This window comes from Lysinibacillus sp. JK80 (genome assembly GCF_027557635.1).
Lineage (GTDB): Bacteria > Bacillota > Bacilli > Bacillales_A > Planococcaceae > Lysinibacillus > Lysinibacillus capsici.
The window spans coordinates 2,179,790-2,203,823 of the sequence record NZ_CP058997.1 but is presented as its reverse complement, the minus strand read 5'-3'; the positions used below and the strand labels follow the sequence as shown (position 1 = coordinate 2,203,823).

18 protein-coding genes are annotated in these 24,034 nt (G+C 36.8%); 11 read left to right on the top strand and 7 right to left on the bottom strand.

The window, feature by feature from the left end:
- Positions 1 to 12 precede the first annotated feature (12 nt).
- Complete coding sequence (locus tag HXV90_RS11465; RefSeq protein ID WP_048391960.1) at positions 13 to 1,275, bottom strand: dicarboxylate/amino acid:cation symporter; 1,263 nt, start codon at positions 1,273 to 1,275, stop codon at positions 13 to 15.
- Between the two features lie 395 nt (positions 1,276 to 1,670).
- Here HXV90_RS11465 and HXV90_RS11460 point away from each other — a divergent pair, with 395 nt between their 5' ends.
- Together HXV90_RS11460 and HXV90_RS11455 are read left to right on the top strand one after the other, a co-directional pair.
- Positions 1,671 to 3,272, top strand: a complete 1,602-nt coding sequence (locus HXV90_RS11460; protein ID WP_269898973.1) for an ATP-binding protein — start codon at positions 1,671 to 1,673, stop codon at positions 3,270 to 3,272.
- The gene (locus HXV90_RS11455) at positions 3,273 to 3,980 is read left to right on the top strand and encodes a response regulator (protein ID WP_048391959.1); all 708 of its coding nucleotides are present in this window, start codon (positions 3,273 to 3,275) and stop codon (positions 3,978 to 3,980) included.
- A gap of 385 nt (positions 3,981 to 4,365) precedes the next feature.
- Here the strand turns inward: HXV90_RS11455 and HXV90_RS11450 are convergent, their stop codons facing one another.
- The gene (locus HXV90_RS11450; protein ID WP_269898972.1) at positions 4,366 to 5,613 is read right to left on the bottom strand and encodes an MFS transporter; all 1,248 of its coding nucleotides are present in this window, start codon (positions 5,611 to 5,613) and stop codon (positions 4,366 to 4,368) included.
- 537 nt (positions 5,614 to 6,150) lie between these two features.
- On the opposite strand from HXV90_RS11450, the gene HXV90_RS11445 reads away from it, so the two are divergent.
- Positions 6,151 to 7,719, top strand: coding sequence for a glycoside hydrolase family 10-like protein (locus HXV90_RS11445; protein ID WP_269898971.1), 1,569 nt, complete (start codon positions 6,151 to 6,153; stop codon positions 7,717 to 7,719).
- 59 nt (positions 7,720 to 7,778) lie between these two features.
- On the opposite strand, the gene HXV90_RS11440 is transcribed toward HXV90_RS11445, so the two are convergent.
- Positions 7,779 to 10,868: an efflux RND transporter permease subunit gene (locus tag HXV90_RS11440; protein WP_269898970.1), complete on the bottom strand. Its 3,090-nt coding sequence runs from the start codon at positions 10,866 to 10,868 to the stop codon at positions 7,779 to 7,781.
- A 99-nt stretch (positions 10,869 to 10,967) separates the two neighbouring features.
- Here HXV90_RS11440 and HXV90_RS11435 point away from each other — a divergent pair, with 99 nt between their 5' ends.
- Positions 10,968 to 11,801 (top strand): TetR/AcrR family transcriptional regulator, encoded by an 834-nt coding sequence (locus HXV90_RS11435; protein WP_269898969.1) that lies wholly within the window; start codon positions 10,968 to 10,970, stop codon positions 11,799 to 11,801.
- Positions 11,802 to 11,847: 46 nt separating this feature from the next.
- Here the strand turns inward: HXV90_RS11435 and HXV90_RS11430 are convergent, their stop codons facing one another.
- A complete protein-coding gene (locus HXV90_RS11430) occupies positions 11,848 to 12,636 on the bottom strand; it encodes a protein kinase domain-containing protein (protein ID WP_054549830.1) in 789 nt (262 codons plus the stop codon).
- Positions 12,637 to 13,177: 541 nt separating this feature from the next.
- Between HXV90_RS11430 and HXV90_RS11425 the strand changes: the two genes are divergently transcribed.
- A complete protein-coding gene (locus tag HXV90_RS11425) occupies positions 13,178 to 14,527 on the top strand; it encodes an IS1182 family transposase (protein ID WP_269898968.1) in 1,350 nt (449 codons plus the stop codon).
- Between the two features lie 162 nt (positions 14,528 to 14,689).
- Here the strand turns inward: HXV90_RS11425 and rnjA are convergent, their stop codons facing one another.
- Both rnjA and HXV90_RS11415 read right to left on the bottom strand, forming a co-directional pair.
- Entirely contained in the window at positions 14,690 to 16,357 is a 1,668-nt protein-coding gene (gene rnjA / locus HXV90_RS11420; protein WP_257961561.1) for a ribonuclease J1, read from the bottom strand.
- A gap of 5 nt (positions 16,358 to 16,362) precedes the next feature.
- The gene (locus HXV90_RS11415; RefSeq protein WP_004224712.1) at positions 16,363 to 16,572 is read right to left on the bottom strand and encodes a DNA-dependent RNA polymerase subunit epsilon; all 210 of its coding nucleotides are present in this window, start codon (positions 16,570 to 16,572) and stop codon (positions 16,363 to 16,365) included.
- Positions 16,573 to 17,008: 436 nt separating this feature from the next.
- On the opposite strand from HXV90_RS11415, the gene HXV90_RS11410 reads away from it, so the two are divergent.
- Positions 17,009 to 17,779, top strand: a complete 771-nt coding sequence (locus HXV90_RS11410; protein ID WP_257961562.1) for a Cof-type HAD-IIB family hydrolase — start codon at positions 17,009 to 17,011, stop codon at positions 17,777 to 17,779.
- 58 nt (positions 17,780 to 17,837) lie between these two features.
- Here HXV90_RS11410 and HXV90_RS11405 read toward each other — a convergent pair whose 3' ends face one another.
- The gene (locus tag HXV90_RS11405; RefSeq protein ID WP_257961563.1) at positions 17,838 to 18,593 is read right to left on the bottom strand and encodes a DeoR/GlpR family DNA-binding transcription regulator; all 756 of its coding nucleotides are present in this window, start codon (positions 18,591 to 18,593) and stop codon (positions 17,838 to 17,840) included.
- A 152-nt stretch (positions 18,594 to 18,745) separates the two neighbouring features.
- Between HXV90_RS11405 and HXV90_RS11400 the strand changes: the two genes are divergently transcribed.
- The 5 genes from HXV90_RS11400 to phnX are packed head-to-tail and all read left to right on the top strand — an operon-like array spanning position 18,746 to position 24,021.
- A complete protein-coding gene (locus tag HXV90_RS11400) occupies positions 18,746 to 19,498 on the top strand; it encodes an ABC transporter ATP-binding protein (RefSeq protein WP_269898966.1) in 753 nt (250 codons plus the stop codon).
- Positions 19,491 to 21,122: an ABC transporter permease subunit gene (locus HXV90_RS11395; protein ID WP_269898965.1), complete on the top strand. Its 1,632-nt coding sequence runs from the start codon at positions 19,491 to 19,493 to the stop codon at positions 21,120 to 21,122. Before HXV90_RS11400 ends, HXV90_RS11395 begins: the two co-directional genes overlap by 8 nt.
- Positions 21,119 to 22,105, top strand: a complete 987-nt coding sequence (locus tag HXV90_RS11390; protein WP_131521663.1) for an extracellular solute-binding protein — start codon at positions 21,119 to 21,121, stop codon at positions 22,103 to 22,105. The genes HXV90_RS11395 and HXV90_RS11390 overlap by 4 nt, the downstream gene beginning before the upstream one ends.
- 13 nt (positions 22,106 to 22,118) lie before the next feature.
- Entirely contained in the window at positions 22,119 to 23,219 is a 1,101-nt protein-coding gene (phnW, locus tag HXV90_RS11385) for a 2-aminoethylphosphonate--pyruvate transaminase (protein WP_269898964.1), read from the top strand.
- Positions 23,209 to 24,021, top strand: coding sequence for a phosphonoacetaldehyde hydrolase (gene phnX / locus HXV90_RS11380; RefSeq protein WP_269898963.1), 813 nt, complete (start codon positions 23,209 to 23,211; stop codon positions 24,019 to 24,021). Before phnW ends, phnX begins: the two co-directional genes overlap by 11 nt.
- Positions 24,022 to 24,034 lie beyond the last annotated feature (13 nt).

Genomic DNA, 24,034 nt, shown 5'->3' with positions numbered 1-24,034 from the left:
CTACCATTTTTGTTAGGAAGATATAGTGGTCTTTCCCTGAAGTGCACGTTCTTCCATAGCTGTGTCAAACTCTTTTTCAGATTTTGACACGACAACACAAGCTACGCCATTACCAATTAAATTTGTAACAGCTCGAGCCTCAGACATAAAGCGATCTACACCGATTAACAGCGCTATTCCTTCCACTGGTATCATTGGGAAGGCAGCCAAAGTTGCTGCTAATGTAATAAATCCTGAGCCTGTTACACCTGCTGCACCTTTAGAAGTAATCATTAAAATTCCGAGCAGTGTAATGATTTGAATCCAAGTTAGTTCCATTCCATATGCTTGTGCGATAAACAATGCAGCCATGGACAGGTAGATGGAAGTCCCATCTAGATTGAAGGAGTACCCGGTAGGAACGACTAAACCTACAACCTGCTTCGAGCAACCATAGTTCTCAAGCTTCCGCATCATAGATGGCAGAGCTGATTCAGAAGAGGAAGTCCCAATTACTAAGAAAATCTCATCTTTGATATAAGCGATAAATTTAAAGATGTTGAATCCAAAGAACTTTGCAATGGCACCTAAAATAAAGACAACAAATAAAAACATTGTTATATATACGGCAGCCATTAATAAACCTAGATTACCTAAAGATTTTAAACCAAAATTTCCAATTGTATAGGCCATTGCACCAAAAGCTCCGATTGGTGATATTTTCATAACCATACTTACAATCTTGAAGAATATCTCTGCTACTTGCTCAAAGAATGTGATGACTGGTTTTGCGGGTGCACCGATTGAGGCAGCTGCTAAGCCAAATAAAACAGCAGAGAATAGGACTGGTAATAATTGACCAGTTGCCAATGCACCAACTACATTTTCTGGAATAATACTAGAAATGAAGGCACCCAAGCCTTGCTCAGATTCAGCTGCAGCAGTTGTATATTTTGAAATATCAGCATCAGATGCACCTGATGTATCCAAGCCCGTACCAGGACTTACGATTAAAGCAACAGCAATTCCGATTGCTAATGCAATTGTGGAAACTATTTCGAAGTAAAGCAATGCCTTACCTCCGATTTTCCCGACCTTTTTCATATCTCCCATACTGCCGATTCCAATAACAACTGTTAGGAAAATAATAGGAGCAATTAACATTTTAATTAATTTGATGAATAAATCTGCTAAGATTTTCAAGCTGGCACCGAACTCGGGGAAAATGGCTCCGACAATAATCCCAAGTATGATAGCCACTATAACCTGAACAGTCAAATTTTTCAGTAACTTCATTTTTTGCTACCTCTTTTCTAAATTTTCTCTTTGATATCGCTTTCACTAAAAGTATCATAGCGAATATTTCTTTAAAAAAGAGATTTAGAAAATAAGAAACATATCGTTCATTAAGTACATTTACTTACATTTACATATAAATATAGTAATATCAATAACTATCTCTGTTATGGTACGCTATAGTTAATTAATTATTGTTATAATACAAAAACATAGAGTAATAATTAAGTTCTTTTTAAATTATCAGTTTATAATATTGTTCATTAAATTCAATATTTTCTGCTACTTATATCGACTAAATATGTTGTCAAAAGATTTTTTTGCAGATAATCTTAAAACTAAATATGTGTGCCACTGATTATGAGAATGCAAATTTGAAAGGAAGGAATTTTTTAATGATGAAAATGCCTGTGAACGGCAAAATACTGTTAGTGACATTTTTAATCATTGCACTCTCCTTTTTACTAGGTGGTATTTTTTTACTCGGTAATCTATTATCTGAACAGGAAAAAGATTTTGGACAGCGAGCAATGCTTGTGGCAAGAACTGTATCAAATGTACCAGAGCTTAGTGTACATCTGGAAAATGCCAATATAAAAGAATCTGCAAAAAATATTAATAAAATTGTAGATGGCATTAGAGTGATTCATAAGGCCGAGTATATTGTTGTAATGAATATGGAGCGTATTAAACTATCACACCCAGTAAGTAAGGAAATAGGAAAACGCAGTGAGTCGCCGGATTTAAACGCCGCATTTAGTGAACATTATTATGTATCAAAGGCACGTGGAGAATCGGGTGTTATGATACGGGCTTTCGTGCCAATTATTAATGATAAAAGGGAACAAGTGGGCATTGTAGTCGTTGGCTATTCATTACCAGATTTTCTGGAAATGTTACAAAGTTATGAGCGAGAAATTATGATAACTATTGTTATATCACTGATTTTCAGTATTTTCGGTGCCTATACACTAGGACGACATATAAAAAAACAAATGTTTGGGCTTGAACCTCATGAAATTGCAAAAATGTATGTGGAAAGAACAGAAACCTTTAATGCTATGCATGAGGGAATAATAGCGGTAGATAAGGAAATGAATATCACCATTTTTAATGAAAAAGCGGCCGATATTTTAGGTGTTACTAGGAAAATAGAGGACTGTATTGGACAAAAGATTTATGACGTTTTGCCTGATACCCGTCTGCCTGAAATTGTTGAAACAGCAACACCTGTTTATGATCAAGAGCTTTACATTAATCATCATAGTATCTTAAGTAATCGTGTACCTATTATTGTGAATGGAGAGCTGGTTGGTGCAGTTGCTATGTTTAAAGATTTAACAGCTGTGAAAAAGCTTGCGGAGGAAGTAACAGGTGTAAAGGCCTTTGTTCAAGCATTACGTGTACAAACCCATGAGCATAAAAATAAGATTCATACGATTGCGGGACTACTGCAATTGGGACATACAAAGCAAGCACTTGAATATGTTACTGTTACTACTGAAAATGAAGCCTCATTAACGAAGTTTTTAAATGAACGCTTTCATAATGAAAATATTTCAGGTTTGTTATTAAGTAAAGTAAGTTATGGAAAAGAACTGGGTATCGAGGTTGAAATTGATCGGAAAAGTCATTTTAAACGCTTTCCACCTCTATTAGATCATCATGATTTTGTTGTGTTGTTTGGCAATTTAATTGAAAATGCTTTTGAGGCATTAAATGTACTTTCTAAGGAAGATAAATATGTAGCCATCTCTGTAGACGAGCATGATGGCGTCTTAGCGATTGCAGTTACCGATAACGGGATTGGCATGACCAAAGAGGTGCAGGAGCGTATGTTTGAAAATGGATTTTCGTCAAAGGCTAGTGAAAATCGAGGCATTGGCTTGCATTTAGTCTATGAAATTGTAAGAAAAGGCAATGGAGATATTGAAGTAACAAGTGAATTTATGAAAGGAACAAGTTTCTTAATTTTATTTGAGTTAGGAGAAGTATAGATGGATGTAATAAATGTCTTATTGATTGAAGATGATCCAATGGTACGAGAAGTGAACAGACAATTTATTGAACAAATCAAAGGTTTTTCATTAGTTGGCTATGCTAGCAATGGAATTGAGGGAATTCAAAAAATTAAACAATTAACCCCAGAGCTTGTCTTTATGGACATTTTTATGCCAGAGCAGGATGGCATTATTACGTTAGGGAAAATACGAGAAGAGCATCTTCATGTTGATGTTATTGCTGTAACAGCTGCGAATGATATGCCCACTGTGCAGCGAATATTACACTTAGGTGTCTATGATTATATTATGAAGCCCTTTACGTTTGAACGGATTGAGCAGACTTTAAAAAATTATCAAAGCTATAGAAGGAAAATAAGCGGCATGCAAGATTTAACTCAGCATGATGTCGATCATTTAATGCAACAGCGTCTTCCTGAACAAATTGTAGTAGAAACAACAGGAATGGATGCTATTCTTATAGAAGAACTCCCAAAAGGGTTTAATCGAGCTACCTTAGATAAGGTACTTGCATATATAAAAAAAAGTGGCGAGGCAGTATCAGCGGAGGAGGTATCAGCTTATATAGGTACAGCACGTGTTACAGCTAGACGCTATCTAGACTTTTTAGAAAAGCAGAAACTATTAAAAGTAGATATACAATATGGAAACGTAGGACGTCCTATTCATCGTTATTATATTTAATGATAATAGATTTATTTTAGTACAATTAGATTAAAGTCCGTATTTTAATAAGTTATGGTGAAAAATGTACAGATAAATTCTAAGCGTCCTATTTCCTAATACATATCTTTAAATTCCTTTAAGGACAACATCTAAATTTTTTGGATACCAAAGTTGTTGCGTATTGGAAGAGATCTTCATGACCATTTAAATTTTAAATAATTATAATTCAGATATTGTGGGAAGCAAGATGCTAAAGCACAAAAAATTATTCCCAAGACATAAATAAAGATGGAAAAAGCCCTGCATAAAGCAAGGCTTTTTTAACGTCAAGATTCGTTTGAGATTGTGTATAGGCTAAATTTAAATGTTATTTTTTATTAACAATTTTCTTGAAATAAAATCTTCACTTTTTTTCTAGCGAGTCAACATGCTCAGCAGTAGGTTTACCAGCTTTTAATAAGACTTTACTGCCCAGAAGGAAAAATCCTTGGATGAAGAGTAATAATCCTGTACCGATGAGTAGCCACTCAATAGCAATAATATCAGCTATTGGCCCGAAAATTAGCATTCCTAAAGGCATCATAGAGGTAGATATCATACTAAGAATGCCAAATACTCTTCCCATATAGTCACTTTCCACTTTTTCTTGTAATAACACCGTTGCAGGTGTATTAAAGATTGGCATGGCTATGCCAGTAATGGCCATGATTCCGAGGTACAACCAAAAAATAGGAATGACGCCGAGAGCCATTGTACAAAGACCAAATAACAAAGCAGATAATGTCATCGTATGCACTTTATTTTTAAAGCCACCCCATGTTGCGATTGCGATACCACCGATTAACATCCCAATGGCAAAGGCCATTTCGATGGCAGTCAAACGCCATACATCATTGCCAAAAGTTCGTGTAACTTGTAAAGGCGTTAAAAAGGCAGCAGGTGCAGCAAGCAGCATGAAAAAGGCAAAGAACAAGAATAATTGTTTCAAGAAAGCATGCTCTTTAATATAGATGAAGCCTTGTTTCATATCACTAAAATAGCCTGTTGTTTGTGGCTGATTAGCTTTTGCATGTGCAGGGATATGCAGAAATAATAAGAAGATAGCGATGGCAATAGCCGCTGTTGTCACATCAATAAAGAAAATGGATTCAATAGAAGCCATCGTTAATAATGCACCACTTGCCATAGGTGCAAGAATCATGATGAAGGCTTGAATACTACTATTTGCACCATTGACCTTCATTAAATGCTCTTCAGGCACAAATTGTGGCAAAATTGCGCCCACTGCTGGTGTTTGAATACCTGCACCAACTGCGCGTACGGCTGATATAACAAATAGTAGCCAGAGCTCATCATAGCCGATTAAAAATAAAATAGCTAGCATTAGCGTAGATAAGGCAATCATTCCATCTGCTAAAATAATAAGCCATTTACGGTTATAGCGATCTGCCCAGACACCAGCAATAGGTGCTAAGAAGAAGGTTGGTAAAAAGCCACAAATGATCGCGATGGTCATCATGCTGCCTGATTGTGTTGTAAGTGTGATATACCATGTAATGGCATATTGCACAAGAGCAGAGCCAAAAAGTGAAATCGTTTGACTACTTAAAAAAAGTATTGTGTTACGTTTCCAATGTTCCAATTTCGTCATCCCTTTCTAACAGTAGTGCCTGTGTGGAAAGTAAAAGACAACACAAAAAAAGAGGGGAGTAGAAGTCCCCTCTTTTCCAGTATTCCTAAAACAGACTAGACCTAATTCCATTTCCCTTGCACAGCAGGCAAAGTGTACACATATTTAATTAATAAGGTGAAATCGTAGTCTAATTGAAGCTGTCATTTGGAATACCCTCCGTTCTATATAAGTTGTGTTGATTGTAGCATAAAGTTCATCGATGCGTAAAGAATGAATTAAGCAAAAACTAGGTTGAATTTAAAAATTTGGAAATTGTGAAATGAATCTCATAAAATGAAACGCCATGCATCTATATTTATCGATTTCTTTAAAGGAAAAGTACTATTCATCGTCTTTTCAGTAGTTTTTTATACATATTTTGAAACTATCGGGAACGTTTGTTAGAGGTGAAACTTATTATCTGCTTGCATTGATTCCGATAAAGTTGCTTCGGAGACGTGCATATAGCGAGTACTTGTCATATACTAAAATAGAAAAATAGCAAATGGAGGAAATATGAGAAAGAAAAATAGTAAATGGAAGATCTTAACTTTAGTCGCGATGATTTTTGTGTTATGCCTATCGACAATCCCTACAAAGACTGCCGTGGCAAGCACGACACAGCCAAAAAGGGAGATGAGGGCTGTCTGGATTTCAACCGTTCTTAATCTTGATATGAAAGCAGGTATGACGAAGGAGCAGTACACGGCTTGGACACGCCAAACTTTGGATCAACTAAAAGCCAATAGATTCAATACTGTTATTTATCAAGTAAGACCAACAAATGATGCAATGTATGCCTCTGATCTAGCGCCATGGTCATCTTACATAACAGGCAAAAAGCAAGGCACGAATCCAGGCTACGATCCTCTTGCGATCATGATAGAGGAAAGTCATAAACGGGGTATGGAGATGCATGCATGGATGAATCCTTATCGTGTAACAATGTCTGGACAAAAACTGACAGACCTTGCTGCTGATAATGTGGCTAGAACACATCCAAATTGGGTTATCAAATACGGTAAGCAATATTATTTAAATCCTGGTTTACCAGAAGTACAAGACTATTTAGTTGAAGTAGTAAGAGAGCTAGTAGCTAATTATGATATTGACGCAGTGCATATGGATGATTATTTTTATCCATATAAAGTTGCTAATGAAGTTTTTCCAGATCAAGCAGCTTTTAAAAACTATGGTGCTTCCTTTAAAAAGGTGGAGGATTGGCGACGAGATAATGTCAACCGTCTTGTAGAAAATCTTTACACGGCCATTAAAGACACAAAGCCATATGTCCAATTTGGTATTTCACCATTTGGTGTATGGCGCAATAAATCGCTAGATAAAACAGGAAGCGATACAAGGGCTGGTGTTAATAATTACGATGATTTATATGCAGACGTCAGAACATGGATTCAAAATGGCACAATTGATTACATTACACCACAAATTTATTGGTCAAGAACATTATCTGTTGCGAAATATGGAACGCTGCTAGATTGGTGGAGCCATGAAGTGCAAACCTACGCAACAACACACCCTGTGCATCTATACATTGGGCTTGCTGATTACAAAGTTGGCAATGATAGTGATGCAGCATGGAAAAATAAAATGGAGCTACCTAGTCAAATACTAGCGAATCGTTCGGAAAAGGTAGCGGCTGAGGGGCAAATGCATTTCTCCTTAAGAAGCTTTCAAAACAATAAACTAGGCTATGCAACGATTGTTAGTCAACAATTATATAATTACACAGCACTGACACCAGAAACAACTTGGGATGATGACACAGTGCCGAACGTGCCGACTTTTGTGCAAGTGACAAAGGAAGCGGCAGGTCGTAAGATAGAGATTATAGACGAAAATGAAACACAACCACGCAAGTATGTCATTTATCGTTTTACAGGAAACAAAGAAGGCTCTTATGATGACCCTCGAAATATAGTGGATGTTGTTTATAATATGGATGGATTCACTAAATTTGTGGACAAGTCAGCTCTTGCTAAGCATAGCTATACATACGGCATTAAGGCTGTATCAAATACAGGTGTGGAAAGCAAGGAAGTTTTTGTAGTAATAGAAAATCAATAAAAAGCTTAGGATAAAAAATAACCACTCACGCAAAGATTGCATGAGTGGTTATTTTTTTATTAATTTTCTTCAATATCTTTACGGTTTTTCTTTAACATTTTAGATAGCATCTCATAAACAATTGGTACAACAACGAGTGTTAATAGGGTAGAAGATAATAAACCGCCAATTACAGTAATAGCTAAGTCTTTGGAAATTAACCCACTACCGCCAGTACCAAGTGCCATTGGAATCATAGCACCAATTGTAGCGATGGCTGTCATCAGGATAGGACGTAAACGTGTTGCTCCTGCTTCAAGGATCGCTTCACGCATGGCAAGACCATCATGTTCCATATGAATGATACGGTCAACTAATACGATGGCATTTGTTACGACGATACCAATCAACATCAATAGACCCATCATGACAGATACAGAAATAGTCTGCCCTGTAACGAATAAACCAATAAATGCACCAATTACTGCGAATGGTAGTGAGAAAAGAATAGCGAATGGAGCTAAACCTTCTCCGAATGTTACCACTAGAATGAAGTAAACAATGGCAATGGCTGCTAACATCGCAATACCAAGCTTAGTGAATGTTTCTTGCATATCTGCAGCAACACCAGCAACACCAAGTGTTACACCTTTTTGTAAATCTAATTTATCAATTTTTTTATCAGCAGCAGTAGTGGCTTTTGAAATATCGTCACCGATAATCGTACCAGATACTGTTGCGAAATATTCACCTTTTGAACGAGATAATGAGTTAAGTGTTGTACCTTCCTCAACATCTACTAATTCTCCGATAGTCATTGTTGTACCTAATGCTGTTTTAATTTCAGTGGCTAAGACATCGTCAAGTGAAGTCGCAGCTGCTTTAGCATCGCGTTGAACGATGACATCGATATCTTTACCATCGTTTTTCACGGTAGTTAATACTTCTTGCGATGTATTTGAATTTAATGCCATCACGATTTGAGCTGTCGTTAACCCGTATTGAAGGACATTTTTTTGTTCAACTTTTAGCACATGCTCTACGTATGGATCTTCATTATCAGATTTAATATCTTCTAAGCCATCCACTTCTTTTAGAGCACCCTCTACTTGTTTCACCGCATCTCGAAGTTTATCTAAATCATCACTATACAGTGTATAGCTGACTTCGTTTGATGACATCGACATAGAAGTGAAGTTTTGAGACTTCCATTCTCCTGATTGCCCGATGTTAAATACATAGTCTTCAACCTCTTCACGAGCTTTAGGGAAGTCTTCCATATCCGGATCAAAGATAAGGTACATTAAGGCACCGCCAGCACCTCCACCCATCATCATTGCTGATGGATCGACATTCTTCGCATCTGTAATGGAAACTTGTAAAATATCAACATCTTTACGTTTCATTAATTCTTTTTCTACTTTTTCAACATTTGCTGCCGTTTCGTCAGCCAGCTCTCCCGTTGCAGGCGTATACGTTAAGTACATAACTTTTTCTTCTTGTGAGCCCATAAAACTAAAACCAATAAGTGGTGTTAATGCAAGAGAACCAACAAGTAATAGAATCGCAAGGACAGATGTAATAATTTTGTGATTTAATACTTTTTCTAAGACACCTTTGTACCAGGTAGCAAGTTTACCAACTTCTTTATGTTGGCTTTCAGTCTTCTCACAGTATAACTTTTTACGGAATAAGAAGTGAGATAAAGCAGGTACGATTGTGATCGCAACTAATAACGATGCACCTAATGCAAATGTCATTGTAAGGGCAAATGGCATGAATAATTCGCCTACCATACCACCTACGAAAATAAGAGGAGCGAATACAGCGACCGTTACCAATGTTGAAGAAAGAATTGGTTTGAACATTTCAATTGTTGCTTCGCGAATTAGGGCACGACCTGTAAGTTTTTCTTGTTTTAAGTGAATTCGTCGGTAAATATTTTCTACAACTACGATTGAGTCATCGATAACACGACCGATTGCGACGGTAATCGCGCCGAGGGTCATGATGTTTAAAGTAATATCCATCCAGTTTAATAGGAGTAATGCCATGAAGATAGAAACTGGGATAGAAATAATTGAAATAATCGTTGATTTGAAATCACGTAAGAATAGTAAAATGATTAATACGGCAATTGCGCCGCCAAAGACTGCTTTTTCGATCATTGTAAATACAGAATCTTCAATTGGGGCACCTTGGTCAAGAGAGATCTCTACGTTTAAGCCGTCTAATCGTTTTTCCTCATCCTTCATAAGGTCTTTTACTGCATTAACAACTGTTACCGTATTCGCATCTTGGCCTTTTACGATTTGAATAGCAATGGCATCTTGACCATTTGTACGTGAAACAGATTGCACTTTACCTTCTACTTCAATTTTTGCAATATCACCTAGACGAACGAAAGGTGAAGGATTTGTAGCTGAAGGTGTAACTGGAATTAATAAGTCTTTCAGTTCATCCACTGATTTTACCTTACCATCTACTGAAACGGCTTGTTCCCCGACAGTAAATTGATATAAACCAAGTGACAGTGACATATCACTTGCCTGAATCATTTGTTTAACAGTTTCCTCTGTTAAACCAAGTGCTGCCATTTTTTCTTCATCGTATTTAAACGATACTTGTTCAATATGCTGACCTGTGATGGTAGCAGATGCAACACCATCAATCTTTTCGATTTTAGGCAGTAAAACTTCTTCTACTGTTGAAGTTAAATCAACAATATCTTCCTTAGAGCTACTTACAGATAAAGCGACTACGGGCATCATGTTCATGCTGATTGCCATAATAGTAGGCTCTTGAGCACCTTCAGGTAGTTTAAGATTATCTAAAGCTGCTTCTAATTGACGTTTTTTCTCATCCATATCAATTCCATAGTCGTATTCCACTTGAACTTGTGCTACGTTGGAAGAGGAAGTTGAGTAAACAGCCTTCACATCTTCTAAACTTTCTATGGATTTTTCGAACGGAATGGAAAGTTCATTCATGACTTGTTCAGGCGTTGCGCCAGGATATACGCCCATGACAATTAAATACGGGATCGAAATATCAGGTATCGATTCCATTTTCATCCTTGTACCCGAATAAATACCAGAGACAGTGATGATAATTGTTAATAACCACACTGCCAATTTGTTCTTTAATACGAAATTAACTAAACCTTTCACCTTCACACCTACCCTTTATTGACTATCTAAATTCAATTATTTATACTAATGACTAATCGGTCATTTGTCAACGAAATGCATTAGGAGAGAGTTAAAAATATGTTAAAAAAGCAATTAATTATGGAGAAAGCGTTAGAACTGTTTTCTGAACAGGGTTTTGAAGCTACGTCAGTACAACAAATTACAGAACGCTGCGGGATTTCTAAAGGTGCATTTTATTTATCCTTCAAAACCAAAGATGAGCTTGTTATATCTATGGTTGATTACTATTTACAGCAGTTTATTACAGATGTTGACCAAGTAGTCAGAGGAACGTATAGCAAAGAAACTGTTTTGGTTGAATTTTATAAAAGTATTTTTCAAGCATTCAAAGACCATTCTGCATCTGCACGTGTATTCTTTAATGAAAAGGTCTTTTTAACAAAAAAAGAGCTATTTCATAAAATAACAGCGTATGAAGCAGAAATGTCGAAATCAATTCTCTATATGCTTGAGCAGCTTTATCAGGATCAATTAAAAGAAATGAAATATGATGTAATGTACTGCATAAAAGGATTTATGAAGAGCTATGCTGAGCTTTTTATTTTTTCAGATATGCCACTTGATTTAGAGCAATTAGCTAAATCTTTAGCAGAAAAGACAGATATTATTGCCCATCATACAACCATTCCATTTATTACAGCAGATCTTGTGCCGTTTATTGCAAAGCCGTGTGAGGAAGACGTGTCAAAAGATGCTTTACTACAATTATTGGAGCAAAATATAAATCATACTGAGGATTCTATAGAAAAAGAATCCATTGAGTTGTTAAAGCAAGAAATAGAAAATCCTACTTATGGTAAAGCAATCATTAAGGGGCTAATTGAAAATCTACGTTTAGACCCAGCGTATCATTGGATTGCATATGTAACTGCAAAATACTTTAATATTTGAACTCTAGGATAGAATTGTTCACGTTTGGCGGTGAACAATTCTATTTTTAATGGTTTTTATCTATGGATGGGGGCATAGATTGCAAGGCCTCTAACGCACTTGCAAAGGGTTCTTGAATCCATAATAGGCGCTCAAGAAAATCTTGGACTTCGATTGGTAATTTTAATTCCTGCTGCCAAGCTTTCTCTTTTTTCTTGCTTGGCTTGTAGTCTGAGTATAGTAAAAATAATAAAAAATGGCCGACAAAATAAAGATCACTAATATGATTTTCGGCTCGTTTTGGATTTTCAATCGTAGAGATATCGATTAGCTTTTGATAAGTGGTAGCTAGACCAAAGTCAATAATATGCAATTGCTGACCCACTAACAATATATTCGGAATCCGTAAATCGCGATGTACAATACCATAATTGTGTAACTGTACAATTTGCTCTAATAATTGCTTTGTAATAGCAAGGGATTGAGCGATTGTAAATTTGGCACCATTCTGAAAAATAAGCTCCTCAAAAGTTTGCCCATTGACATAGTCCATGATAAAAAATGGGCTGTCTGAAATTGTTCCTGCTGAATGGATGGTAGGAACATAGGGTAGTGAAAGTTGCTGGAGTATGTGAATTTCTTGTTGAAATTTATGAATGGTTTTCTGGTGGTGACGATGTTTGGGTCGCAAGCATTTTAAAACAAATAGACTTGCTGACGAGCAATCTTCAATTAAATACGTACGACCATATGAGCCATAGCCAAGGAATTTTTTAAAAGAAAAATCGGGATGTTCGGCTATGTAAAGTTCTACAGCCTGGTCAAAACTTTTTTCGGAAATTCGTTTCCACCACATTAGCTACTAAAGAAACTCATAGAGCTGAAAAAACTGCGTGAGCTTTTACGAGAGCTACGCTTATAATGCTTGTGACCATAATAATTATGTCGCTTTGAATATCTGCTACGGCTACTTGATGAAGAATGATGGCGTTTGGATTTACTATTAAGTAAGGAATGAAGAATTTTATCTAGCATAAAAACGCTCCTTTTTGATGTTGTTATTACTATATACGCAAAAATAAAAAGGAGGTTTCAAAAATAAAAAAGAAACTATGTAAAATTTACATAGTTTCAGACTGTAGACAAACTCAATGAATTTTGAGTTTGCCTACAGTCTTTTTTCTTTTACAATAAAATAAAGTAAAGCCGTTGATTTCCACTACGGGCGGACGCTTTCCGCGGGCGGGGTCTAGCTGCTTCCCTCGCTTCGCTCAGTCCAGGATCTCGACTTTCCCGCTTTTCCCGCAGGAGTCGCCACCCTTCGTTCCAATCAACTTCTACATAAAGAATTCCTTATTCATCTATTGATAAAAAGTACACTTTCGAGGTGATCAACCATGATGACGAAAAATCAAATCAATGAACGTGAACAATTAGAAATGCTAACGATTGATCAATTAGTTCCCCAAGATCATTTAGTACGAAAACTAGAGGCGGCTATTGATTTTTCATTTATCTATCCTTTAGTAGAAAACCTCTACTCTGCCAAAGGACGCCCTAGTATTGATCCTGTTGTTCTCTTTAAAATGACGTTTATTCAGTACGTTTTTGGTATACGGTCCATGCGTCAAACCATCAAAGAAATTGAAACGAATATGGCGTATCGTTGGTTTTTAGGATTTGGCTTCCAGACAGAAGTCCCGCATTTCTCTACCTTCGGTAAAAATTATGTCCGTCGCTTTCAAGACACTGATATATTTGAGCAGATATTCTATCGTATATTAAAAGAGATTATGCATCAAGGACTCCTCCATGCAGACCATTTATTTATCGATTCTACGCATGTGAAAGCGAGTGCGAATAAACGAAAGTATGATAAAAAAGTTGTGCGAAAAGAAACACGGGCTTATGAAGAGAAACTTCAATTAGAGTTAAATATTGATCGTGAGGAACACGGAAAAAAGCCCTTTTCCCCGGAGAAATTTGAAAAAGAAGAATGGAAAGAAATAAAGGAAAGCACGACAGATCCTGAAAGTGGGTATTACGTGAAGGATGAACGTACGAAACAGTTTGCGTATTCTTTTCATGCAGCGACAGATGAAAAGGGCTTTGTCTTAGGTGCCATTGTGACTCCGGGAAATGTGCACGATAGCCATGTATTGCAGCCACTTGTTGAAAGAGTCATTCAAAACGTTCAAAAACCAATCGCTGTTGCGGCAGATGCAGCCTATAAAACACCAGCGATTACGAACTTTTTATTAGAGAATCAAATGTTGCCTGTTCTTCCGTATACACGTCCTAAAACGAAAGATGGATTCTTCCGAAAGCATGAGTATATATATGACGAGCACTATAATTGTTATCTTTGCCCACAAGGGCAGATATTGAAGTATGCAACAACGACGAAAGAAGGATATCGGCAATATAAATCGAATCCTTTGATTTGTGCGAAGTGTCCAAGCCTTTCCCAGTGTACAGAAAGTAAGCATCATCAAAAACTCATTCAACGCCATATCTGGGAGTCGTATGTGGAGGAAGCTGAACATTTACGCCATTCCTATGACATCAAACAAATCTATGCAAAGCGCAAAGAAACGATTGAGCGTGTCTTTGCCGATGCAAAAGAAAAGCATGGTATGCGATGGACAACCTTAAGAGGTCTGAAAAAATTGTCCATGCAGGCGATGCTTACTTTTGCTGCCATGAATTTAAAGAAACTGGCTACTTGGACGTGGCAAGTAGCTTAAGAGAGCAACTATGCTCGAAGAGTATGTTGGATTTGGTAATCTATTACCAAATATCAAGCCGACATAGGAAGAAAAATGATAAAAGCCCTCGAGAGTGAACTTCTCGAGGGCTTTTGTCTACAGTCTGAAACTATGTAAAATTTACATAGTTTCTTTACGAGGTTAAACCTCCATAATAATCGGTAAGATCATTGGACGGCGTTTTGTTTTTTCGAATAGATAAGGTCCCAAAACGTCTGTAATTTCATTCTTCAATTCTGTCCATTGAGGAGTCTTGCTTTGAATTGTTTCATTCAGATGACGGTTTAGCATTTTTTGTGCCTCATTGATCATCGTACCTGATTCACGCATATAGACAAATCCACGTGAGATGATGTCAGGGCCAGAAACAATTTTTTGGTTTTCCATATCAACACTTACAACTACAATCACTAAACCTTCTTCAGAAAGAATACGGCGATCACGTAACACGATATTACCGATATCGCCAATACCATTGCCATCAATGTAAACATCTCCTGAAGGAATACGGCCAGCTACATGTGCTTCATTGGCACTTAGTGCTAGAACATCACCATTTTCCATAACAAATGTATTGTCTAGTGGAACATCGCAATCTTCAGCTAGGTGTGTATGCATTTTTAACATACGGAATTCACCATGGATAGGCATAAAGAACTTAGGCTTCATTAAACGAAGCATCAGTTTTTGTTCTTCTTGAGATCCGTGACCAGATGTATGAATATTGTTTAATGCACCATGAATGACTTCTGCACCTGCACGGAACAATAAATTAATGATTTTATTAACACTCACGGTATTACCTGGTACTGGTGAAGAAGAAAAGATAACTGTATCGCCAGGCTGTATTTGAATCTGACGATGTGTCCCGTTGGCAATACGTGACAAGGCAGCCATTGGTTCACCTTGAGAGCCTGTACATAAAATCATCACTTCGTTTGCAGGAAGTCGATTGATGCTTTGAGCATCAATAAATGTATCCTTTGGAGCAGTAATGTAACCTAGCTCACGACCAATCGTAATAGCATTGTCCATTGAGCGACCAAAGACAGCAATCTTTCTTCCGTATTTTACGGCTGCGTCTGTGGCTTGCTGTAAACGGTGAATATTTGATGCAAAGGTAGCAAAAATAATACGGCTATCCAACTTACGGAAAATCTCGTCGATACTTTTTCCAACTGTGCGCTCTGACATTGTGAAATTAGGCTTTTCAGCGTTAGTACTATCAGATAGTAAGCAAAGCACGCCATCACGTCCGATTTCAGCCATCTTTGTTAGGTTGGCTGGTTCACCCACTGGTGTAAAGTCAAATTTAAAGTCACCTGTGTGAACGATATTACCAGGTGGTGTTTTAACAACAATTCCATAAGCATCAGGAATACTATGTGTTGTTCTAAAGAAGCTAACAGATGTTTTTCTGAATTTAATAACATCCTCTTCTTTAATTTCAATGAGTTTTGTTGTACGTAGCAAGCCATGTTCTTCTAATTTATTACGTAATAAGCCAAGTGCAAGCTTACCGCCATAGACAGGGATATTTACTTGACGTAAAAGGTATGGAATACCCCCAATATGATCCTCATGCCCATGGGTAATAAACAGTCCTTTGATTTTATCGACATTACGTACTAAGTACGTGTAATCAGGAATAACATAGTCAATGCCGAGTAAGTCGTCTTCTGGAAATTTTATACCGGCGTCAATTAAGATAATTTCATCTTGAAATTGAACGCCATAAGTGTTTTTGCCGATTTCGCCCAGTCCGCCGAGCGCGAAAACAGCTGCTTGGTCATTTTTAACAAACTTCATGTTTGTTAAATTTCCTCCAAGACGAAGTTCGGGCTTGCTTGTTCGTACTCTAAGTAGTTACCCTCAAGCAGTTGAATGAACTCGATGTTATAGTTTCGGTCTTTTAGCTTTTCACGTACTTCACGTTCTGAAGTAGCTTCTAGGTATAGACTTTTAGTATTTTCGCGAACTGGAATCTCATTTGCATTTTCTTGATAATAAACTTTGTAAATCATAGTTTGCTCTCCTTTAATTGCGTACAATTTTCTTGCACCTTTGACTACTACCACACACGTGCTACAAGAAAACAACGAATTTCTTTTATTGAAGAAATGTACGTTTGTAATACTTGTATCTCAATGCTTCAGATGTGCACTATGTTATAAAATTGTATAGGAAGTAGTGAGACAGTGGTTGCGTATAGCCAAATAAATGCATTTCCTTTATATTATCACGCACTTCCTCTAAAATAAAGAAAAGCCCTTCAAATAATGAAGGGCAAATGTTAGGCAATTGATTTTTTTCCGAGTACGCCGCGAAGTTGCTTCAATAATTTTCGTTTGAGTTTCTTCAGCATGGCACATCACTCCTTAGGATCATTATAATTAAAATTATTGTCTATGTAAAGTCATTTAGCTTGAAAGGATAATATTTATGGAAAGGGTTAATAGAATGAACAAAATTTTATTTTTTGATGTCGATGGTACTCTCTATAACAGTGAAAAAAAGTTACCTTCATCTGCAAAAGAGGCACTTTTGACAGCACGACGTAATGGTTATGAATTGGCGATTGCTACTGGTCGAGCACCATTTATGATTGAGTCATTGCTAGAAGAATTAGAGATCGATACGTATGTTACCTTCAATGGCCAATATGTTGTCTATAAAGGTGAGGTTGTCTATACAAATGGGATTGCGAAAGATGAACTAGCTAAAATTATTGCCTTTGGTGAGGCGCGTAACGAACCGGTAGTGTTTTTAGATGATAAACGGATGATTGCCTCAGTTGGCGATCATCGTATGGTAGCTGAAAGCTTAGATACTCTTAAATATCCGTATCCAGAATTAGACTCATCTTATTATATGCAGAACAATGTATATCAAACACTTATTTTTATGGAAGAAAAAGATGAACCTTTATATAATGAAACATTCCCAAATGTTCAATTTGTACGTTGGCATCGTTATTCTTGTGATATTTTGCCAAAGGGAGGTTCGAAGGCTGCTGGTATTGAAAAGGTGCTTGAAAAAATGGGCATCACTTTACAAGATGCCTTTGCTTTTGGCGATGGCATAAATGATATTGAGATGCTACAGGCAGTTGGGACAAGTATTGCTATGGGAAATGGTCATGAGCGAGTGAAGGCAGTCGCTCATCATATTGCAGACCATGTAGACGAGGATGGTCTCTCAAAAATAATGCGTAAGCTCTCCATTATATAAAAATGAAAAACAACTAGTTGTAAATTTCACAACTAGTTGTTTTTTATTGATTAATGGTCTATGCCATATTGACGGTTTTTATTTGAACACCTTTTTCCGAAAAATGTTGAATCGTCTTTTTGGATAGTCCGTCATCTGTGATAATGACATCTACGTCATCCACTGGACAAACTTGAATCGCTACATCTTTATTAAATTTTGAGGAATCTGTAGCTACGTAGACTTTTTGAGAGATGGAAATAATTTGCTTTCTAGTAATCGCTTCATCCAAGCTAAAATCAGATATGCCTTTTTCAATTGAAACGCCACTAGCGCAAATAAAAGCTTTATTGATATTAAGATGCTCGAAGCGAAATAAAAATTCATTTGATGTCACTGATTTTTCAGAATGGCGTACTTTACCCCCAAGCAGTATAACCTCAATGTTAGAGCCGATTAGATCAAATGCTACAGGTAGTGAATTTGTCACCACTGTTAGTTTTTCCTTGTCCAATAAAAATGGTGTCATTTGATAGGTAGTTGTTCCGCTATCAATGAAAATACATTCCCCATCTTGAACGAGCGAAGCACATGCTCTGGCAATGGCGATTTTCTCTGTTAACTGTTCGTGAAGTCGGTGATCAATTAGTCCTTCTACTGGCTCAATATATTTAACGCCCCCATAAAATTTTTCAATTTTTTTGTCTTGCATCAACTGTTGGACATCACGACGGATCGTTTCCATTGAAACGTTAAACTCTTTTGTAAGTGTTACTAATTTTACTACCTTATGTTGACGTATAAACTGCAAAATTTGGTGTTGCCTTTCTATCATATACATTTCATCACCTCTACTAGATATTTACTCAAAATAATCATAACTTTGTCAACAGTTGGTCAGAATTTACTCAACATTTACACAAATAAGCATTTTCCTTTACAAATAGTCTCTATACTGAAGCTAAGAACTGAGTGAGGTGACCCAATTTGTTAGAGCTAAAAAATATCTCAAAAAGCTATAAAAATAAAAAAGTTTTAGTAGATATCAATGTAACCATCGAATCAGGTGAGATTATTTCATTGCTAGGGCCGAGTGGCTGCGGTAAAACTACTTTGCTTAATATCATTTTAGGACTTGTAGATCCAACTGCTGGTCAGCTTGTCTACAATGGACAAGATATTTCCAAGCAATCAATGCAAGAAAGAGGATTTAATATAGTGTTTCAGGATTTTGCGTTATTTCCTCATTTAAATGCATACGACAATATCATTTATAGATTAAAAAATAAAAACGTGAAAATGTCCAAAGAGGAGATACAAGAATACATTGATTTTTTAGAGCTAGCTCCTCATTTGCATAAGAAGATTCATGAATTGTCTGGTGGGCAAAAACAACGCGTTTCCATTGCAAGAACACTCGTGATGCAACCTAAAATTCTATTATTAGACGAACCACTAAGTGCACTAGATGGCGTTATAAAGGAATCTATAAAGGAACGTATTAAATCCATCGCCCGTGAATTTAATTTGACGACGATTATCGTGACACATGATCCGGAAGAAGCCCTTACCTTATCGGATAAAGTCATCATTATTAATGAAGGTACAGTTGCTCAATTTGGCACACCTCATGAAATTGTTACAGCGCCAAAAAATAAATTTGTAGAAGATTTTATCTTAAGGCAGCTTCATATTAAGCGACATAACATCTATCAATTGTTTGGAGAAACATATGCTTAAAACGAATAAAATAATGAAATTAATTTTTCTACCGATTCTACTATTTTTTCTATTCTTTTTAATTGTGCCATTGCTTTATATGTTTTGGCAGTCATTCAAAATAGGCAATGTCGTTACCATTCAAAATTATATAGAAGCTTTACGGAATATCGAAATTCGTGAAGCTTTTACGAATAGTTTTAAAGTTTCTTTTGTAGCATCAGTGATTACAACCATTTTAGCCTTTTGGTTGGCCTATGCTGTTCATTTTACTACGATGCATCGCTATACAAAAAAGCTAGTTCAAATTGGCATTACCTTGCCGATGCTACTGCCAACCATCACCTATGGCTTTGTATTGATTTATACATTTGGGAATCAAGGAATTCTAACAAAATTAGTGGGGCAGCCTCTTTTTACAATCTATGGGTATAACGGCTTGGTGATCGGTTACGTCTTATACACATTACCAGTTGCCTTTATATTAATGCAAAACTCCATGCAATATATCGATAAACGTTTTTTACTTGTTTCAATATTAATGCATGATCAGCCAATGCGTCGTTTTTATCATACCGTATACCGTCCTATGGTTGGGACAATTGGCGGGGCATTTATTTTAACATTTGTTTTAAGCTTCACAGACTTTGGAATCCCTGCATCGGTTGGTGGCAATTACAGGGTAATAGCTACTGAACTCTACCAAGCTATGTTAGGTTCCATTGTGCATTTTGAACGTGGAGCAGTCATTTCAGTGTTAATGCTAGTACCTGCTGTATTAGGTGTTGTCATGCTAACGATTTTAGAGCGCTTCAATTTTCAATATAAACATGTTGGGCAAAGTGAACTTGTAAAGCATCGTTTACGAGACGCGCTATTTACAATTTATTCAATTCTCTGTGTAACAGCTGTATGTATTATTTTTTTAACCATGTTTATTGTGCCTTTTACCAAAGGCTATCCGTACGATTTCAGCTTTACATTAGAGCATGTTCAAAATGTACTCGCAGAGAAAGATTTAACAAAGGTTTACATCAATTCTCTCATCGTAGCGGTTCTAACAGCAATATTAGGTGTGGGCATAACATTTATGTCGGCGCTTCTTAATACAAGGACACCATTAAAGGGAAGAAAAAGCTTAGATGTAACTTCTATGATGACAAATACAGTTCCAGGTATGGTACTTGGATTATCCTACTTATTTTTCTTTAATGGAAGTTCTTTAAAGGGTACTTTTCTTATCATTATCGCATGTAATATCGTGCATTTTTTTACGACACCTTATTTAATGGCGAAAAATTCATTGCAAAAAATGGATCCTACGTGGGAAGTGACAGCTGAGCTGTTAAAGGATTCGTGGTTAAAAACCGTGATACGAATTATTTTACCAAATATTAGGCCAACGATTTATCAAATGTTTAGCTACTATTTTTTAAATGCGATGGTTACAGTCAGCGGTGTTATTTTTCTTGTCAGCACAAAGACAATGCTTGTATCGACAAGGATAAAAGAGCTACAGCATTTCGCAAAGTACACCGATATTTTTGTTTTATCGATATTCATTTTATGTACAAACCTCATTGTGAAATTAGGTTGTGATTATATAGCAGCACATAAAGAAAAAACGGAGGAGATTACAAAATGAAGAAGTCAACAGGCATGATGTTAGGGACAGTAAGTGCAGCAGCAGTCGTTTTAGCTGCATGTGGAGGAGTAGCAGCAGATTCCAAAGAGCAAGTCATCATTTATTCAAATGCTGATGATGAAGCTATTGAAGTGATGGAAACTACATTAGATGATAAAGGCTATAAAGGTAAGTATTTAATCCAGTCGTTTGGTACTTCTGAGTTAGGTGGCAAAATGATGGCGGAAGGGACAGATATTGAAGCAGATGTTGTAACAATGGCTTCTTATTTTATAGAAAGTGCACAAACCTCAAAATCCATGTTTGTGGATATTTCCTCAGACTTAAAGCCTCTTGATGGGAGTGTTACGTATGCATTACCGATTTTAGGCAATGTAGGCTCTATCTTTATTAATACAGAGGTATTACAACAAAAGGGGCTATCTATTCCGAAATCCATTAAAGATTTGACAGACCCTGCTTATAAGGATTTAGTGTCATTCCCAAACATTATGGACTCCTCAACAGGGTGGCTTCTAGTACAAGCTATTATAAAGGAATATGGTGAAGAGGAAGGGAAAAAAGTTCTAGCAGAGTTAATTAAAAATGCAGGACCACATATTGAAAGTTCAGGCTCTGGCCCTATTAAAAAGGTGAAAACAGGAGAAGTTGCTGCCGGCTTTGGTTTACGTATCCAAGCTATTGATGCCAAAAACGAAGGGTTACCGATTGATTATATTGACCCGACAGAAGGAAATTTCACTTTAACGGAATCTGTAGCTGTTGTAGATAAAGAAGGTGAGGAAGCATTAGCAAAAGAAATTGCAAAGGTAATTGCAACAGAGGCTCGTGATGGTCTTCTAGAGCAATATCCTGTAGCTCTATATGAAGGTGAACAAGTAAAGGACGAGCACGTTCCTACCTATTTGAAAAAATGGGATACTACCTTAACCGTAGATTTATTAGAAAAACACCAAGCCTTCTTTAAAGAAGCACAGCGATAAGGAGTTATAGCAGATGAGTAACTATAAATTATTGACGCCAGGTCCATTGACAACAACTGAAGCAGTGAAACGAGAAATGTTAAAAGATCGTTGTACATGGGATGACGATTATAAAAATGTGACACAAGTGATTCGTAAGCAACTCTTAAAATTAGCAAAAGTTGATGAAGCTGATTACACTACGGTACTAATGCAAGGAAGTGGAAGCTTTGTAGTAGAGTCTGTACTAACAACAGCAATTGGTGAAAATGATAAGGTGCTGATACTAACAAATGGTGCTTATGGTGAAAGAATTGTTGAAATGGCCAAAGCCTTAAAGTTACAGCATGTTGTTTATAGTGCTCCTTATGATGAACAGCCCTCCTTGTTAGAAGTTCAATCCTTCCTTGAAAGAGATAGGAGTATTACTCATGTAGCTCTCGTACATTGTGAGACGACTACTGGTATTATAAATCCTATTAAAGAAATTGGGGAAGTTGTTCATTCGTTCAACAAAACGTTTATTGTGGATGCCATGAGTAGCTTTGGAGGCGTACCAATGGATTTATCAAGCTTGCATATTGATTTTTGTATTAGTAGTGCCAATAAATGTATTCAGGGTGTCCCAGGCTTTGGTTTTGTTATCGCGAATACAAGAGCACTGGAAAAATGTAAGGGACAAGCTCGAAGTGTTGCATTAGATTTGCATAGTCAGTGGGAAGTAATGAAGCAAGATGGGAAATGGCGTTTCACATCGCCTACACATGTAGTGGCAGCTTTTGCGAAGGCGCTTGAAGAGTTGAATGAAGAAGGCGGAATTCATGCCCGCTACAAACGCTATGCGTATAATAATCAACTACTTCGCTCTCGCTTGTCGGTGCTGGGATTTAAAGCGTATATTTCGGAGGAGCTTCAATCACCAATTATCACAACATTTTTATTCCCGTATAAAGAGTTTTCTTTTGAGCATTTTTATCAGGAAATAAAAAATGCAGGTTTCGTTATCTATCCAGGTAAGCTGACGGATGTCGATACATTCCGTATTGGCAATATTGGTGATATTCATGAGGAAGATATTCTTGCATTATGTGAAATCATTGAAAATTATATGGTGGTGAAAAACAATGAAAATTGAGACGGTTATTTTGGACTGGGCAGGCACAGCAGTTGACTTTGGTTGTTTTGCCCCTGTTAATGTTTTTTTAACAATTTTTGAAGATGCTGGTGTAATAGTTACACTGGAAGAGGCTCGTAAACCAATGGGGATGCTGAAAATTGATCATATCCGCACCATGCTAGAAATGCCAAGAATTAAAGCAGAATGGCATCGTGTACATGGACAATCCTTTACTGAAAAGGATGTACATGTATTGTATAATCATTTTGAAACAAAATTAATGGAGTCTTTGGCGACCTATACAGATCCTATCCAGCACTTGAAAACAACAGTACAGCAATTAAGAGATGCAGGTATTCGAATAGGCTCTACAACTGGCTATACAGATGCAATGATGGAAGTAGTGACAAAACATGCTGCTGACAAGGGCTATCAACCTGATTTTCTTGTAACACCAACACAGGTTGGTGATAAAGGGCGACCATATCCATATATGATTTTTAAAAATATGGAGGCATTAGGTTCGCAAGCGACGAAGCAAGTTGTGAAGGTTGGCGATACAACATCAGATATAAAGGAAGCCTTGAATGCAGGTGTTTGGGCTGTTGGCGTTATTATTGGAAGCTCAGAAATGGGACTATCCGAAGAAGAATTCAATGCCCTATCTTCAGAAGAACAGCAACAAATCATAGAGAAAACAAAATGTGTTTTTGAAGAATCTGGCGCTCATTATACAATTGAAACAATGGCGGAGTTGCCAGCATTAATTGAAACGATCAATGCTCGGTTAAATATGGATAGACAATTAGAATATAAATAATAATTAACCTCGG